Source organism: Arthrobacter sp. UKPF54-2 (assembly GCF_007858535.1).
Classification (GTDB): domain Bacteria; phylum Actinomycetota; class Actinomycetes; order Actinomycetales; family Micrococcaceae; genus Arthrobacter.
Window position 1 is genome coordinate 1927182 of record NZ_CP040174.1, and the last position, 14003, is coordinate 1941184.

At 68.6% G+C, this 14003-nt stretch carries 17 protein-coding genes and 1 tRNA gene; 12 read left to right on the plus strand and 6 right to left on the minus strand.

The window, feature by feature from the left end:
• Positions 1-29 precede the first annotated feature (29 nt).
• A complete protein-coding gene (locus E7Y32_RS08790) occupies positions 30-284 on the plus strand; it encodes a hypothetical protein (protein WP_146336799.1) in 255 nt (84 codons plus the stop codon).
• A gap of 150 nt (positions 285-434) precedes the next feature.
• Positions 435-516 (plus strand) — tRNA-Tyr (locus tag E7Y32_RS08795).
• Between the two features lie 101 nt (positions 517-617).
• Here the strand turns inward: E7Y32_RS08795 and E7Y32_RS08800 are convergent.
• Positions 618-1331, minus strand: coding sequence for an alpha/beta fold hydrolase (locus E7Y32_RS08800; protein ID WP_146336800.1), 714 nt, complete (start codon positions 1329-1331; stop codon positions 618-620).
• A 144-nt stretch (positions 1332-1475) separates the two neighbouring features.
• On the opposite strand from E7Y32_RS08800, the gene E7Y32_RS08805 reads away from it, so the two are divergent.
• Positions 1476-1871: an STAS/SEC14 domain-containing protein gene (locus E7Y32_RS08805; protein WP_146336801.1), complete on the plus strand. Its 396-nt coding sequence runs from the start codon at positions 1476-1478 to the stop codon at positions 1869-1871.
• 105 nt (positions 1872-1976) lie between these two features.
• On the opposite strand, the gene E7Y32_RS08810 is transcribed toward E7Y32_RS08805, so the two are convergent.
• Positions 1977-2519 carry a hypothetical protein gene (locus E7Y32_RS08810; protein WP_146336802.1) on the minus strand — a complete coding sequence of 181 codons (543 nt, stop codon included), beginning with the start codon at positions 2517-2519 and terminating at the stop codon, positions 1977-1979.
• A gap of 533 nt (positions 2520-3052) precedes the next feature.
• Between E7Y32_RS08810 and E7Y32_RS08815 the strand changes: the two genes are divergently transcribed.
• Complete coding sequence (locus E7Y32_RS08815) at positions 3053-3229, plus strand: DUF1059 domain-containing protein (RefSeq protein WP_146336803.1); 177 nt, start codon at positions 3053-3055, stop codon at positions 3227-3229.
• A gap of 23 nt (positions 3230-3252) precedes the next feature.
• The gene (locus E7Y32_RS08820; RefSeq protein WP_261382389.1) at positions 3253-4413 is read left to right on the plus strand and encodes an EAL domain-containing protein; all 1161 of its coding nucleotides are present in this window, start codon (positions 3253-3255) and stop codon (positions 4411-4413) included.
• On the opposite strand, the gene E7Y32_RS08825 is transcribed toward E7Y32_RS08820, so the two are convergent.
• Positions 4410-5228 (minus strand): hypothetical protein, encoded by an 819-nt coding sequence (locus E7Y32_RS08825; RefSeq protein ID WP_146336804.1) that lies wholly within the window; start codon positions 5226-5228, stop codon positions 4410-4412. The genes E7Y32_RS08820 and E7Y32_RS08825 overlap by 4 nt on opposite strands.
• Positions 5229-5347: 119 nt before the next feature.
• Between E7Y32_RS08825 and E7Y32_RS08830 the strand changes: the two genes are divergently transcribed.
• The 4 genes from E7Y32_RS08830 to trxA all read left to right on the plus strand — a co-directional run bounded on the left by E7Y32_RS08830 (position 5348) and on the right by trxA (position 7604).
• Positions 5348-5752 carry a VOC family protein gene (locus E7Y32_RS08830; RefSeq protein ID WP_146336805.1) on the plus strand — a complete coding sequence of 135 codons (405 nt, stop codon included), beginning with the start codon at positions 5348-5350 and terminating at the stop codon, positions 5750-5752.
• Positions 5753-5783: 31 nt separating this feature from the next.
• Positions 5784-6512: a Type 1 glutamine amidotransferase-like domain-containing protein gene (locus E7Y32_RS08835; RefSeq protein WP_146336806.1), complete on the plus strand. Its 729-nt coding sequence runs from the start codon at positions 5784-5786 to the stop codon at positions 6510-6512.
• A 45-nt stretch (positions 6513-6557) separates the two neighbouring features.
• Positions 6558-7103, plus strand: a complete 546-nt coding sequence (locus E7Y32_RS08840; protein WP_146336807.1) for a thioesterase family protein — start codon at positions 6558-6560, stop codon at positions 7101-7103.
• A 93-nt stretch (positions 7104-7196) separates the two neighbouring features.
• On the plus strand, positions 7197-7604 hold the full coding sequence (trxA, locus tag E7Y32_RS08845; RefSeq protein WP_146336808.1) for a thioredoxin: 408 nt from the start codon (positions 7197-7199) through the stop codon (positions 7602-7604).
• Between the two features lie 33 nt (positions 7605-7637).
• On the opposite strand, the gene E7Y32_RS08850 is transcribed toward trxA, so the two are convergent.
• Positions 7638-7916, minus strand: a complete 279-nt coding sequence (locus E7Y32_RS08850; RefSeq protein WP_146336809.1) for a putative quinol monooxygenase — start codon at positions 7914-7916, stop codon at positions 7638-7640.
• A gap of 111 nt (positions 7917-8027) precedes the next feature.
• Here E7Y32_RS08850 and E7Y32_RS08855 point away from each other — a divergent pair, with 111 nt between their 5' ends.
• Positions 8028-9704 (plus strand): AMP-binding protein, encoded by a 1677-nt coding sequence (locus E7Y32_RS08855; protein ID WP_146336810.1) that lies wholly within the window; start codon positions 8028-8030, stop codon positions 9702-9704.
• 13 nt (positions 9705-9717) lie between these two features.
• On the opposite strand, the gene E7Y32_RS08860 is transcribed toward E7Y32_RS08855, so the two are convergent.
• On the minus strand, positions 9718-10698 hold the full coding sequence (locus E7Y32_RS08860) for a DNA-3-methyladenine glycosylase (RefSeq protein ID WP_146336811.1): 981 nt from the start codon (positions 10696-10698) through the stop codon (positions 9718-9720).
• A gap of 206 nt (positions 10699-10904) precedes the next feature.
• Between E7Y32_RS08860 and E7Y32_RS08865 the strand changes: the two genes are divergently transcribed.
• On the plus strand, positions 10905-11324 hold the full coding sequence (locus E7Y32_RS08865) for a VOC family protein (RefSeq protein WP_146336812.1): 420 nt from the start codon (positions 10905-10907) through the stop codon (positions 11322-11324).
• 5 nt (positions 11325-11329) lie between these two features.
• Here E7Y32_RS08865 and E7Y32_RS08870 read toward each other — a convergent pair whose 3' ends face one another.
• Complete coding sequence (locus E7Y32_RS08870) at positions 11330-12463, minus strand: SLC13 family permease (RefSeq protein WP_146338423.1); 1134 nt, start codon at positions 12461-12463, stop codon at positions 11330-11332.
• A 142-nt stretch (positions 12464-12605) separates the two neighbouring features.
• On the opposite strand from E7Y32_RS08870, the gene E7Y32_RS08875 reads away from it, so the two are divergent.
• On the plus strand, positions 12606-13991 hold the full coding sequence (locus tag E7Y32_RS08875) for a cystathionine beta-synthase (protein ID WP_146336813.1): 1386 nt from the start codon (positions 12606-12608) through the stop codon (positions 13989-13991).
• The last annotated feature ends 12 nt before the right edge of the window (positions 13992-14003 follow it).

Sequence of the window (14003 nt, forward strand, 5' to 3'; positions counted from 1 at the left end):
TAGGAAGAGCCGCTTGAAAGGCAAGGCACATGAACCGCAAAGCCGTCCGTTACATCACCAGCACCACCGCCGCCGCCGCAAGCTCGCTCTCGACGGCGGCGACGTCGGTAGCCGCCGCGGCGCTGGCGGCCTCGATCATCCTCAGCCCCGCGGCCGAGGCATCCGCCCGCCTGGACGGGGTGCAGGCAGACCTCGCGCGGGCGGTGCAGCTCAACCAGGTCACGGCGGAGCAAGCGGCGAGGTTCGAGGCCAGGATTGCCGGCCGCATCCTAGGAGAAGCCTGATATTCCGGGCCTCCGGGGGCCTCGGAGTGCCGATTCGATTCTTCGGCGGAAGTTCTGTAAAGTTGTCTTGCCCGCGGTTGCTGGAAGCGGAACGGACTGGAAACAGGCGTTCCGAACACGGAAGCCGCGAGTGATCTTCTTTTGAAGTTCGGCAGATTACCCGAGCGGCCAAAGGGGGCTGACTGTAAATCAGCTGGCAACGCCTACGGGGGTTCGAATCCCTCATCTGCCACCCTCGAAAAAGCCTCCGGAACCCATCGGTTCCGGAGGCTTTTTTGTTCGTTCGGCCGGCGGCTGTTCCGGCGACGCTGTGATGGAACGTGAAAACGGCAGTTAAGGAGCAACCGACGTGCGGTCGACGGCGGCGAGAATGACCGCCCCCAATTCGGCCGGCCTAGTGAACTGCGGCCAGTGCCCGGTGGGCAGGTCTACATACTCAACGTCGCGGATCCGGGCCAGCTCCCCCACATAGGGGTTTTCCTGCGCGATCCAATCCTGGATCAGCGACGACGGAAATTCGCAGGCAATGATGGTGGCGGGAACGTCGTAGCGCCGTTCATCGTGCAGCTCCTGCCGATCCTGCGCCACTGCCTTGGGTTCCGGCACGGCCCGGGCGCGGAACGCGGCCCGCAGCTCCGGGTTCAGGTCGACGAGGTCCGCGTCCTCGAACAGCTCCCAAGGCGGCAGCGGAACCTCATCGCCGTCGGCGGGCAGCTGGTCGTTGATGACACCGCCGTCCCCCAACGGGCCGCTGTCCACGTAGATGGCCCGGGCAACACGGTCCGGGCGTGCGTCCGCGGCGCCGTGAATGATCGCCCCGCCTCCGGAATGGCCCACCAGCACCACCGGGCCGTCAATCTTGTCGACGGCGGCCACGACGGCGTCGATGTGGGTGCGCAGGCCAATCCCTGCACGGGGCGCGTCTGCCGCTTCGAGCCCGGGCAGCGTGAGCGGGTGGACCCGATGGCCCGCTGCGACGAGCGGCGGCGTGACCTCCGACCACGACGACGCATCCAACCAGAACCCGGGAACCAGAATGATGTCCATGGCGGCACCCTACGCGCTCGGGCCGCCGTACAGCGGGCGCAACGGGAACCATTCAGGGCTGGGTCGTCATTTTTCGGCCGAAAACGTAACCGGCGTCACGTTTCGGCCCGCAACGCGCTACTCTGTCGCGGGAGGGGGATCACGATGGATATAGTCCTGGCGGCCGGCAAAGGTACGCTCAGCCTGGGTGAGAGCGGCATTCTTCAGCTGGTCTGGGCCGGCGGCTCCGCGCTGGAGACTGCGGACGCGGCCGAATCCGTCCTGGCCATTTCCAAAATCAGCGCCGGGCGGATGCTGCCGCTGCTGATCGACATCAGCGACGTCAAACTGAGCGCCGGGGCCCGCAACCACTACCTGGAAAGCCGCTTTGTCTCCTCCGTGGCCCTGGTCGGCCAATCGAATGTTGACCGGGTGGTCGCGGCGTGGATGCGCCGCGGGAACGACTGCCCGCAACGGTACTTCACCTCCACCGCCGACGCCCTTCAGTGGCTGGGCGAGCTGGCCGCCAGCGACGGCGCGGCCCGGAGCGTCCCGGGCTGACGCTCTTCCGCCGCCATTTGTTCGCCGGCACGGCTGAGGGGCGCCGCCTCGACGGTGCCCCCGTTGTTCCCGGCGAGCGGGAACGTTAGTCAGCCTCCCTGCCAGCTAGTTCTTGCTCCACTGGTCGTGGACCTTGTTGTCCTTCTTGTGGTCCACCCATTTGTCGTTCCTGTGGTCCACCCATTTGTCGTTCCTGTGGTCCACCCATTTGTCGTTCTTGTCGGACCTGTGGTCTCCGGAATGGTCGTTCCTATCGTCGTGGCTCCGGGAGCTTCGGTCGTCGCGACGGTCGTCCCAATTGAACCTGCCGTCATGGCTCCACCAGCCCCAGCGGTCGTGCTCGCAACCGTTCCAGTCGTGCCAACGGCCATCGAAGTCGTCGTCGGAACGCCAGTTACAGTTGTCATCGCGCCAGCCGCCGTTGTCATCGCGGTCGTGGAAACGTCCCTTCGAGTCCCACCAGCCGTGTGAGGAGTCGTGCCTGTTCCTGCACGTGTCGTCGTTGAAGTTCCGGTGGTCGCCCGACATGGTTGCCGTTGTCTTTAGCCCGGTGTCCGCCGCTGCCGCTCCTGCGGAGAGAACGGTGCCGCCGAGGCCTAGCCCGCTGGCAAGCAAGGTGACGCCGGCCAGTCGTATTGAGCTCTTCATGAGGTTTCCTAGCGTGAGTTTCATCCTGATGAGCCGCAGGCATCCGGACGTGGGCATCCAGCCTCCCAAGACGTCTGCGGTGATGGGCCCCGAAAAATCCGGCGCAGGACCGCGCGCCAAACATTGCCTGGGGTCGCCTGGGGCCGTAGCGGGCGGAGAAAGCGCGTAGTCAGCGCGTTCGGGGCTCCGTGCCGGGTGTGAGTGGTGCGCGCCTGTCGCGCCTGGGCACGGTTTATTTTTCTTGGGGACCCCCCGCGCCTGCCCCAACGCCAACAGGGGGTTCACGGAATGGTAATCCTGGACCGGCTGCGGCTGGACGACACCCCGCCTCGTCATTGAGTCTACGGAGAGGTTCGTTCACCACCCACGATAGCCCGATGGAGTGAGTGACAACAGGGCCGGAGCCCAATTTCCTGCCGGCAGTGCCACAGGCGCCGGTGGCCGCCACGGCGACACCGGAACCGGACCTCGGCCTGATCGCCCCTACTCCGGAGTAGGGTTGGGCCGTTGATCATTGAGCCCAAGGAGCTGAAGTGAAGTCGTTTGCATGTGGTGACATTGTCCCCGGTTGTGAAGCCCGGTGGGTCTGCAGCACGGATGACGAGATCCTGGTCCAGGTAGGGGCGCACGCCGCCTCTGTGCATGGCCTGACCGAGCTGCCCGCCGAATTGGTCGAATCGGTCCACAAAGCGATCCACCCGGTTAGTTGACGCACGCGGCAGGCGGGCCAGTCGTGCAGCCGGGGCCGCCCGACTGGGACAGCCTGCTGGCCGCGGCCTGCCGCGGCATAGGGCTGGAGACCGCCTATCAGCCCATTATTGACACCGCCCGGGGCACGGTGGTGGGCTATGAGGCCCTTGCGCGGTTTCCCGGCTATGCCGAGAAGAACCCCGAAGTCTGGTTTTCAGCCGCGCGGGAGCATGGCAAGGCCGCCGAGCTTGAGGCTGCGGCGCTGCGAGCCGCGCTGAAGGCACGCGCCGCGCTGCCGGCCAACTGCTTCCTGACGCTGAACGTCTCGCCGGAACTGCTTACCTCGGACGCCATCCGCCGTATCTGGCGGGACGAAGGCGCGCTCGGCGGACTCATCGTCGAACTGACGGAGCAGACGCCGATTGAGTCGTATGTGAAGCTAGAACCTGACCTCAACCAGTTGCGCGCCGCCGGCGCCCTGATCGCCGTCGACGATGCCGGAGCCGGCTACGCGGGGCTGCGCCACCTGCTGGACCTGCGGCCCTCGATGATCAAGATCGACCGTGCGCTGATCCAGGACGTCGACCGCGACGAGGCGAAACGGGCCCTCATCGGGATGCTCGGCGCGTTTGCCAGCCGTGTCGACGCCTGGATCCTGGCCGAGGGCGTGGAAAGGGCCGAGGAGCTCGACGCGCTCGTGTCGATGGGGGTTCCCCTCGTCCAGGGTTACTACCTCGCCCGGCCCGCTCCGCCCTGGGCCGGCATTGACCTAGAGGTGGCGCACCGCCTCGCCAGCGCCCGTCCGGTTACCCACAAAAGGATCGTCCGCGACGTCGTCGAACCGGCGGCGACGGCGACGAGTGTCACGCAGGCGGCCGAAGCCTTCGCGGCCAACCCCGTGCTGGACGCCGTTGTGCTGCTGGGCGAGCACCTGCGGCCGGTCGCGGTGCTGGGCGCCGGTGCGTCCGCGCTCGGGGTGGTCAGCCCCGGGATGCGGGTGAACCTCGATACCCCGCTCAGCCTGGCGCTGGCACGTTCCATGACGAGGCCGCCGAACCAGCGGTTCGACCCGCTTCTGGTGACAGACAACGCCGGCCGCTTCGCCGGCGTCGCCCGGATGGAGCGCATGGTCATCGCAGTGGCCGGGACCGCCGACCCGTCCGACGGGACTGCCGACCGCTCCGCGGACCAGGGCGCGGACTAGCCCTCCCCGTTCCCGAGCGGCACGAGGCGGAACGAGTACTGCCCGGTGCCGCCGGAGGGGGCCATGCTCAGCTCGGCACCCTCCGAGGTCAGTTGTACTCGGGTGCTGATGACCTCCCCGCACGGGACGCTCACTTCGGCCAGGACCCCGGCGCCGTTCCAGCTGCGGATGGACAGCTGCGTCACCGGCGTCCCGCGGCAGGCGAAGTTCAATTCGTAACGGCCGGGAGGTGCCAAGAGGCCGAAGTTCGTTGGCGCGTCGGCCGTGGCGGACCCCCGGTACTCGCCGGGCTTGGACGGGTCCAGGACATCCCGTGCCCAGGCGCTGGCACCGAAATTCTCGCGCAGTGATTCGTCCGAGTTGGGCTCGATCTTGACCCCGGCGACGCCGGTGCCGAGACCGCCCAGTGCCGTGGCGCGGGCTGTCAGTTTTCCTCCGGTGTGGCGGAAAAACGAGGCCCGGGTTTCGCCGCAGGGGTAGTCCCAGGCTTGCGGAAGCGCCTGCTCGGGCAGCAACTTCACTTCGAGCCGGGCGGCACCGGAGCAGGCAGCGGTCAACAGGTAGTCTCCGGCGGCAAGCTGCACCGTCCACTCCGCCGGCGTTCCACTGGCGTACGGGAATCCGGCGACCGCCGGCGGTCCGCCGAGCTGCCTGGTCACTTCGGCGAGGAACACCCCAGGATCGACGGAGTGTGTGGCAGTCGGCGTGGGCCCTACCGGCTCGTCTGGGCTGTATTCGCAGGCGGCCAGCGGCAGGAGCAGAACCAGCAAAAACACCTTTGCGCGCAGGATCCGCGCCCCCCACAGAGCCGACATGCCCCGAGTCTAACGCCGGCGCCCCCCGCGGCGCGGCGCGGCGGGGGCTGCGGACCTGTGGGCAGGACCACGACCTCTTCCAGCGCATCCTCTACTGATCCTCGTGCCAGACTCTCAGGGTGACTGACGGATCTTTCGGTGCGCTGCACCATGTGGAACTCTGGGTGCCGGACCTGGGCAGGGCCACGGACCAATGGGGCTGGCTGTTGACCCGGCTCGGCTACGACCAGTACCAGGACTGGCCCCTCGGGCGGAGCTGGCGGCGCGGACCGACGTACATCGTCGTCGAGCAATCCCCGGACCTGAGCGGCACCACCCACCGGCGCACAGCGCCCGGCCTGAACCACGTGGCCTTCCATGCCGGGACCCGGCGGCAGGTGGACACCATGGCGGCCGACGCTCCTGCCCACGGCTGGACCGATCTGTTTCCGGAGAAGTATCCCCATGCCGGCGGCCCCGAGCACTTCGCCGCCTACCTGGTGAATTCGGACGGCTTCGAGGGCGAACTGATCGCCGCGGACTGAAGCGGGGCTGCCCGGCCGGTAGCGTGGCCCCATGAGCATCATCCTGGTGGGCGGCGGCCCCGATACCGTCACAACCCCGGTGGTCTTCGACCGCTTTGTGAAGGATGTCCGGCACCGCGCCGGCGGACACCGGCCTCCCAGGATCGCCGTCGTGCTCTTCGACCGCGACGGCAGCTCGGAGTATTTCCTGCCCGCCTACCTGGAGCCGCTGCAGGCGCGCATGCCCTGCGATGTGGCGGCCACCTTGCTGCGCACCGGCGAGCCGGCCTATCCGGCGGCGTTCGACGGCGTCGACGGGATTATCGTCGGGGGCGGACCGACCCCCGAGTACCTCGCGGGCCTGCTCGGCTCGGCGGCGGCGATCCGGGCCGCGGCTGCAGCGGGGGTGCCCTACCTGGGTTTCTCCGCGGGGGCCATGATCGCACCTCAGCGGGCGCTGGTGGGCGGCTACCGGATCCGGGGCACCGCGGTGTGCTCGGAGGAATGCTCCGAAGGCCTCGACGAACTCGACGTCCGCGACGGCCTGGGACTGGTGCCGTTCGCCGTCGACGTCCATGCCGCGCAGGCAGGCACCCTGAGCCGGGCGGTCGGGGCCGTGGCGGCGGGCCTCGTGGACCGGGCGGTGGCGGTGGACGAGAACACCGCGCTGGTGCTGCGCCACACGGACTTGGAGGACCTGGAAGTGATCGGCGCCGGGAACTGCTGGAGCATCCGCGGCTCCGGGACGAAAGCCACGGTGGCAGTCCTTTCCGCCCGCTGACGGAACCCCTTGGCACCTTTGTTACTGGCGGGTAACATAAGCTCCATGCATCTGCTCCTCCGCACCCTCCTCCTGCTCATCACGTCCGCCCGGCGCTCCCCGCTGAGCATCTGGGACGCCTCGTCGCTGCCGCTGCGTGTCCTGCCGACGGACATCGACATCGCGCTGCACGTCAACAACGGCATGTATTTCTCGCTGATGGACCTGGGCCGGTTTGACCTGATGGCACGCAGCGGCACCTGGAAGGCCATCCGCCGGCGGGGCTGGACGCCGGTGGTGGCGGGGGAGACCATCGCCTTCCGCCGCTCCCTGCAGCTGTGGCAGCAGTACACCATCGAGACCAAGGTGATCGGGCTGGACGAGAAGGCCATCTACTTTGAACAGCGCATGGTGGCCGACGGCGAAATCTACGCCCGCGCCCACATCGCAACGCGGCTGGTCAACAAGGGCAAGCCGGTCAGCCAGGAAGAGATCATCCGCGAATTCGGTGCGCCGCCGGCGGACCTGGAATTGCCGGCATGGATCCACTACTGGCGTGAGACCAATGCGCTGCCCGGCGCCCGCCGTCCGGCCCCGCATGTCTGGGCCTGATCTTTGCACCTGGCCTGCCGGCTGGCCCGCCCGGGATGTGCCAACAGCGAAACGCGGGGGACTTTCCCGGGCCGCTCGCGTACCGTTGAACCCATGGCAACCGTAGACATTACAGGTGAACAGTTCGCATCGACCGTCGAGGACAACGACATCGTCCTCGTAGATTTCTGGGCCGAATGGTGCGGCCCGTGCAAGCAGTTTGGCCCCACGTACGCCGCCGTCTCCGAGAAGCACCCGGACGTCGTGTTCTCCAAGGTGGACACCGAGGCGGAGCAGCAGCTTGCCGCCGAGGCGGGCATCACCTCGATCCCCACCCTGATGGCCTTCCGCGAGAAAGTGCTGGTGTTCTCCCAGCCGGGCGCGCTGAACGCCCAGCAGCTGGAGCAGGTGGTGGACGCCGTCAAGGCCCTGGACATGGAGGAAGTCCACGCCCACGTGGCGCGCTCGCAGGCCGAGGCAGCCGTATCCCCGCAGGACGGCACCCAGATCCCGGACGCCTAGTCGGCGCTTTTAGCTACGCGCTGCGGGGGCGCCTTAGAGCCGTTCCAGCCGCACAGGCTCGGCCAGCAGTGCGCTCAGGGACTCGTTCAGGTCCTGGAGGGCGGTGCCCTTGGCATGCCGGTCCAGGTCCTCCTGCGAGGCCCACTGCTCGGTCAGCACCAGCTTGTCCTCGGACGCCTCGGTCAGCTCGTACCGGAGACAGCCGGGTTCGTTGACCACCTCGTCGATCGCGATCTCGAGGGCTAGTTTCACGCGGAAGAATTCGCCCTCATTGGGGATGAAAGTGGCCTGCAGGTCAATGGGTGCGCTCATGGTTTCACCCTACCGGGCGGCCGTCGGCGCACCGCAGAATGTGCACAAGATTTCGTAGGACTTCCACGCTTTGCCCTTCTCATGCCGCCGGGCTGTTGGTAGCGTCGCACCATGCTTGCCTACACAGCCGGGGACACTGACGTCCCGCTGCTCAACGAGACCATCGGCGACAACTTCGAGCGGATCGTGGCCCGGTTCCCGTACCACGACGCCCTGATCGAGGCGGCGGCCATCCCCGGCGGGGAAGCCAGGCGGTGGAGCTATACCAAAATGAACGACGACGTCGACCGGCTTGCCCGCGCGCTCCTCGCCGTCGGTGTGGGCAAGGGGGAGCGGATCGGGATCTGGAGCCCGAACTGCGCCGAATGGACCATCCTGCAGTACGCCACCGCGAAGATCGGGGCCATCCTGGTCAACGTGAACCCGGCCTACCGCAGCCACGAGCTGGAGTTCGTCGTCCGGCAGAACGGCATGCGGATGCTGGTGGCAGCCCCCTCGGACAAGAACAGCGACTACACCGGCATGGCGCGCCACGCCCTGGCCGAATGCCCCGAACTGCGCGAGCTGGTGTTCCTGCCCGACGGCGGCCAGCCGGGCCTCGCCGCCGGAGCCCCGGAAAGCGAGGCGGAGCGGACGTACGCCGAACTGCTGCGGCGGGCCGACGACGTCGCACATTCGGACCTGTTGGCGCGGATGGCAGAGCTGGATCCGCATGACGCGATCAACCTGCAGTACACCTCCGGCACCACCGGCTTCCCCAAGGGCGCCACCCTGACGCACCACAACCTGCTCAACAACGGCTACTCCATCGGCGAGCTGCTGGGGTACACCGAGCACGACCGGGTGGTGCTGCCGGTGCCGTTCTACCACTGCTTCGGCATGGTGATCGGAAACCTGGCCGCCTTCAGCCACGGCGCCGCCACCATCATCCCGGGGCGCGGGTTCTCGCCGGCCGCGGCCCTGGAGGCCGTGCAGGACTTCGGCGGAACCTCGCTCTACGGCGTGCCGACCATGTTCATCGCGGAGCTCGCGCTGCCGGACTTCGCTTCCTACGACCTCTCCACCCTGCGCACCGGCGTGATGGCCGGCTCGCTGTGCCCCATCGAGGTGATGAACCGGGTGATCGCCGAGATGAACATGCGCGACGTCGCCATCTGCTACGGGATGACCGAGACCTCGCCGGTCTCCACCATGACCCGCGGCGGGGACACCCTGGCCCAGCGCACGCAGACCGTGGGCCGGACCTTGCCGCAGCTGGAGAGCCAGGTAGTGGACCCGATGACCGGTGAGGTGCTGCAGCGCGGCGACATCGGCGAGTTGTGCACCCGCGGCTACTCCGTGATGCAGGGCTACTGGAACCAGCCGGAGAAGACCGCGGAGGCGATCGACGACGAGGGCTGGATGCACACCGGGGACCTGGCCCGGATGGACGAGGACGGTTATCTCGTGATCGAGGGCCGGATCAAGGACATGGTGATCCGCGGCGGCGAGAACATTTACCCGCGCGAAATCGAGGAGTTCCTCTACACCCACCCGGACATCCAGGACGTGCAGGTGATCGGCGTCCCGGATGCCAGCTACGGCGAGGAACTCATGGCCTGCGTCATCCTCAAACCCGGCGCCGCCCCGCTGGACGCTGCTGCCCTTGCGGAGTTCTGCCGCGGGAAGCTGGCGCACTACAAAATCCCGCGCTACGTCGAGGTCCGCGAGAGCTTCCCGATGACCGTGTCCGGCAAGATCCGCAAGGTGGACATGCGCCAGGAGGCCGTGGCGAGGCTGGGCCTCTAAGCGCAACGAGGGGTCAGTGTTTCCGGTGGTCCTGGATGGTCATCCGCGGGCCGAAGACCGGCTTGCGGAAGCCGCTGAGGCCGATCATGCGGACCACCCGCTGCCGGTGGCCGGCCCAGGGGGCGAGCAGCCGCAGCATACCGGCGTCGTCCGTCCTCCGCCCGGTCAGGGCAGCGCCAACATAGGCGGCCAGATGGTAGTCGCCCACGGCGATCGAGTCCGGGCAGCCGTGGGTGCGCTGTACCACCTCCGCCGCGGTCCAGACGCCGATCCCGGGAAGTGTCTGCAGCTTCGCGGCCGCCTCGGCGGCGGGCAGCGCCGCGAGCCGTTCGAGCGCGACGGCGGAGCGGAGCGCCCGCATGACCGTGTCCGAGCGTTGCGGGCCTACTCCGGCCTTGTGCCATTCCCAGGACGGAATGCGCAGCCACTGCGCCGGCGTTGGCTGGACCCGGAGTTCCGCCGGCGCCACGGTGCCCGCGCCGGGGGCCGGGGTCCCGAAACGGTACATCAGGTAGCGGTAGCCCCGGCGGGCCTCGATCACGGTGACTTTCTGCTCGAGGACGGTGGGCACCAGCGCGTCGACCATCCGGCCGGTGGAGGGCAGCCGGACGGCGGGGTTCCGGCGTCGGGCGTCGATGACCATGCGGGGGAGGGTGGCGTGGAAGACCGGATCGTCGAAGGCCGTCCAGTCGTCGTCGTGGCCGAGCAGCCGCGGAACGGCCCGGACCGCCTCCTCCGCACCGGGTCCCCAGGCGCGTGCCTCGATCACGGGTGAGGCCGCCGGGCCGGTGCTGGCCAGGCGCAGCGTGGCCGGGCCGGCCGCCGTCGTGAATGCCATCCAGAAGCCGTCCGGCGCCACCCGGATCGCGGGGTCGCCGTGCCCCCGGCGGAGCGTGCCGAGGGTCTGCAGGAGATCGTAGGGCCCGCCCGGGTGCCACCGGAGCGAGGCGTCCGCCGCGGCGGCGGCGCGGGCCGGGAGCTCTGCGGTGGTCATCCGAATATGTTCCCACGCCCGGCCCGCGGCGGGGGCATCCGGGCGGCGTCCGGGACGCCGGCGGGCGCTCCCCGAGAGCACCGGCGGAGGGGAGCCGCGGGTCCAACGGCCCTTAACCGCCGCCCCGTGACGGGCTTAGAATCCGGCTGGGGCACGGAGTTCCGCGCCCGCCCGGGAACGGATCCCTTGAGTGTCAGGAGAGTGTGATGGCTGGTGGAGTGGTGCACTTCGAGCTTCCGGCGGACGACGAAAACCGGGCCCGGGAGTTCTACAGTTCGGTGTTCGGCTGGGGTTTCCAGGTCATGCCGGAGATGGAATACAGCCTGGCCATGACCACGCCGATGGACGAGCAGGGCCGTCCGGCGGTCACCGGGTCCATCAACGGCGGCCTGTTCCGCCGCGGCGACCTGACGGCGCCGGTGGTGACGGTCGACGTCGAGGACATCGACGCCGCGTTGGAGCAGATCGTGGCCGGCGGCGGCTCGGTCCACCGCGGCAAGATGGAGGTGCCCGGGTCCGGCTGGAACGCGTACTTCAAGGACACCGAGGGCAACGTTGTGGGGCTCTGGCAGAACGCGGTCCCGGAAGCCTCGGCGGAATCCGCGGGGAACGACCTCGGCGCGTGACGGGCCTAGTCCATGCCGCTGGCCAGCCACAGCGCCGTGACCGCCGCGGGCACGGTGAGGACGACCGCGACGAGGCCGGCCAGCGCGAAGCCGCCCCAGCGGACCTCGACGTTGAGCGCCCGCAGTCGTTCGTGCCAGAGCAGGGTGGCCAGTGACGCCCACGGAGTCACCAGGGGACCCAGGTTCACGCCGATCAGCAGCGCTGCGAGCCGCACCGGCGAGCCACCCACCGGCTCCAGCGCGAGGTAGGCCGGCAGGTTGTTGACCGCGTTGGCCGCGCCCGCACCAAGCCCGGCCAGCTGGAGCAGCGCCGGCAGGGTGTCCCCGGAACCGGCGACACCGCCCAGCACCCTGGCCAGGCCGTTGGCGTGCAGGGCCTCCACCACCATAAAAAGCCCGATGGTGAGCATCAGCGGCCGCCACGGGACCATGGACCAGCGCAGGCTTGACCGGCGGCGCCACAGGAACAAGGCCAGAAGGAGCGCGGCGGCGGCAGCGGCAGGAAGATACACCGGTATTCCGGACACCAGGGCCGGCAGCAGCACCAGCATCACAGCGGCCGAGGCGTAGAGCAGCACCCGGTCCCGCACCCGGTGGGCCGGCTGCGGACCGTAGCTGCCGCGCAGGTCCTTGCGGAAGGCCAGCCAGAGCAGCCCCAGGGGCAGCAGGATGCCCACCAGGGCCGGGGCCCAGACCAAAGCGGCGAAGCCGGCCGGGCTGAGGCCCAGCCGGGACTGGGCCAGCAGGTTGGTCAGGTTGGAGACGGGAAGCAGCAGCGAGGCGGTATTCGCGAGCCAGATGGTTGTCAGGGCGAAGGGCAGCGGCGGGATCCGGGCGTGGACGGCCAGCAGCACCACCACCGGGGTGACGAGCACCGCCGTCGTATCCAGCGAGAGGAACACGGTGGAAACGCAAGAGAGCCCGATCACCAGGAGCCAGAGCAGCAGGACCCGGCCCCGGCCCCATGCGGCCAGCCGGTCCGTCACCGCCCGGAACAGCCCGGCGTCGTCCACCAGCTCCGTCACCAGGGACATGGCCACCACGAACCCCAGCACCGGCACCGTGCGGCCGGCGAGCTCCTCGAAGGCAGGCCAGGGCAGCAACCCGGTGCCCAGCGCGGCGGTCCCGGCCAGCAGCATGCCGCCGGGGACAAGGTAGCTCCGCAGCGTCTTCAACCAGGACCTTCGCTTCACCGCCCTATCGTCGCACCCGCGGGGCTGTGGCGCGCACGCGACGTGACGGAATCCGACTCCGGCAGCTGCAGACGGTAACTTTGTACCTATGAAGTACGCCCAGTCCGTCCTGGACCTCATCGGCAACACGCCGCTCGTCAAACTCAACCACGTCACCGACGGCATCGCCGCCACGGTCCTCGTGAAGCTCGAATACCTTAACCCGGGCGGGTCCATCAAGGACCGCATCGCGGCCAAGATGATCGAAGAGGCGGAGCGCAGCGGCAAGCTCCGGCCCGGCGGGACCATCGTGGAGCCCACCTCCGGCAACACCGGGGTGGGCCTGGCGCTCGTCGCCCAGCAGAAGGGCTACCGCTGCATCTTTGTCGTCCCGGACAAGGTCGGCGAGGACAAGCGTGCCGTGCTCCAGGCCTATGGCGCCGAAGTTGTGGTGACCCCCACCGCCGTCGCCCCGGACAGCCCGCAGAGCTACTATGGCGTCTCCGACCGCCTGGTCACCGAAATTCCCGGCGCGTACAAGCCGGACCAGTTCTCCAACCCGGCCGCGCCGGCCAGCCACTACGAGTCCACCGGACCGGAAATCTGGCAGGACACCGAAGGCAGGGTCACACACTGCGTGATCGGCGCCGGCACCGGCGGCACCATCACCGGCACCGGCCGCTACCTCAAGGAGGTCTCCGCGGACAGGCCCGAGGCCGACGGCGGCGTGGTCAAGATCATCGGCGCCGACCCGGCCGGTTCGGTCTACTCCGGCGGCACCGGCCGGCCGTACTTCGTCGAGGGTGTGGGTGAGGACATGTGGCCGGCCAACTACGACAAGGCCGTGCCCGACGACGTCATCGCCGTCAGCGACGCCGACTCCTTCGCCATGACCCGCCGCCTGGCCCGCGAGGAGGGCCTCCTGGTGGGCGGATCCTCCGGGATGGCCGTCGTCGCCGCGCTGCAGGCCGCGAAAGACCTGCCCGCCGACGCCGTCGTGGTGGTGATCCTGCCGGATTCCGGCCGCGGTTACCTGGCGAAGATCTTCAACGACCAGTGGATGCGCTCCTACGGCTTCCTCGCCAGCGGCGACGAGGCCTCGGTGGGAGAAATCCTCAAGGCCAAGACCGGTGAACTGCCGGATTTGGTGCACATCCACCCCAACGAGAGCGTCCGCGACGTCATCAACATCATGAACGAGTACGGCGTCTCGCACATCCCGGTGCTGTCCGCGGAACCTCCGGTGGTGATGGGCGAAGTGCTGGGCGCGGTGGACGAGCGCACCCTGACCGCCAAGCTGTTCCGCGGCGAGGCGAACCTCACGGACAAGATCTCCGAACACATGGAGGCCCGGCTGCCGGTGATCGGTTCGCTCGAATCGATCTCGACCGCCCGCGAACTCCTCTCCGACGCCGACACCCTGATGGTGACGTTCGTCGGCGCTCCGGTGGGGATTCTGACCCGCCACGACCTCCTCGCCTACCTCAGCAACTGACCCGCCCAAGGA

Bases quoted from the DNA above. Each gene is read 5' to 3' on its own strand.
- E7Y32_RS08825 (WP_146336804.1), bottom strand. From the start codon at position 5,228: ATGTCGGCTCTGTGGGGGGCGCGGATCCTGCGCGCAAAGGTGTTTTTG.
- E7Y32_RS08870 (WP_146338423.1), bottom strand. From the start codon at position 12,463: ATGCTGCTGGCCGGGACCGCCGCGCTGGGCACCGGGTTGCTGCCCTGG.
- E7Y32_RS08850 (WP_146336809.1), bottom strand. From the start codon at position 7,916: ATGAGCGCACCCATTGACCTGCAGGCCACTTTCATCCCCAATGAGGGC.
- E7Y32_RS08790 (WP_146336799.1), top strand. From the start codon at position 30: ATGAACCGCAAAGCCGTCCGTTACATCACCAGCACCACCGCCGCCGCC.
- trxA (WP_146336808.1), top strand. From the start codon at position 7,197: ATGGCAACCGTAGACATTACAGGTGAACAGTTCGCATCGACCGTCGAG.
- E7Y32_RS08875 (WP_146336813.1), top strand. From the start codon at position 12,606: ATGAAGTACGCCCAGTCCGTCCTGGACCTCATCGGCAACACGCCGCTC.
- E7Y32_RS08865 (WP_146336812.1), top strand. From the start codon at position 10,905: ATGGCTGGTGGAGTGGTGCACTTCGAGCTTCCGGCGGACGACGAAAAC.
- E7Y32_RS08855 (WP_146336810.1), top strand. From the start codon at position 8,028: ATGCTTGCCTACACAGCCGGGGACACTGACGTCCCGCTGCTCAACGAG.
- E7Y32_RS08805 (WP_146336801.1), top strand. From the start codon at position 1,476: ATGGATATAGTCCTGGCGGCCGGCAAAGGTACGCTCAGCCTGGGTGAG.
- E7Y32_RS08800 (WP_146336800.1), bottom strand. From the start codon at position 1,331: ATGGACATCATTCTGGTTCCCGGGTTCTGGTTGGATGCGTCGTCGTGG.
- E7Y32_RS08810 (WP_146336802.1), bottom strand. From the start codon at position 2,519: ATGAAGAGCTCAATACGACTGGCCGGCGTCACCTTGCTTGCCAGCGGG.
- E7Y32_RS08840 (WP_146336807.1), top strand. From the start codon at position 6,558: ATGCATCTGCTCCTCCGCACCCTCCTCCTGCTCATCACGTCCGCCCGG.
- E7Y32_RS08860 (WP_146336811.1), bottom strand. From the start codon at position 10,698: ATGACCACCGCAGAGCTCCCGGCCCGCGCCGCCGCCGCGGCGGACGCC.
- E7Y32_RS08835 (WP_146336806.1), top strand. From the start codon at position 5,784: ATGAGCATCATCCTGGTGGGCGGCGGCCCCGATACCGTCACAACCCCG.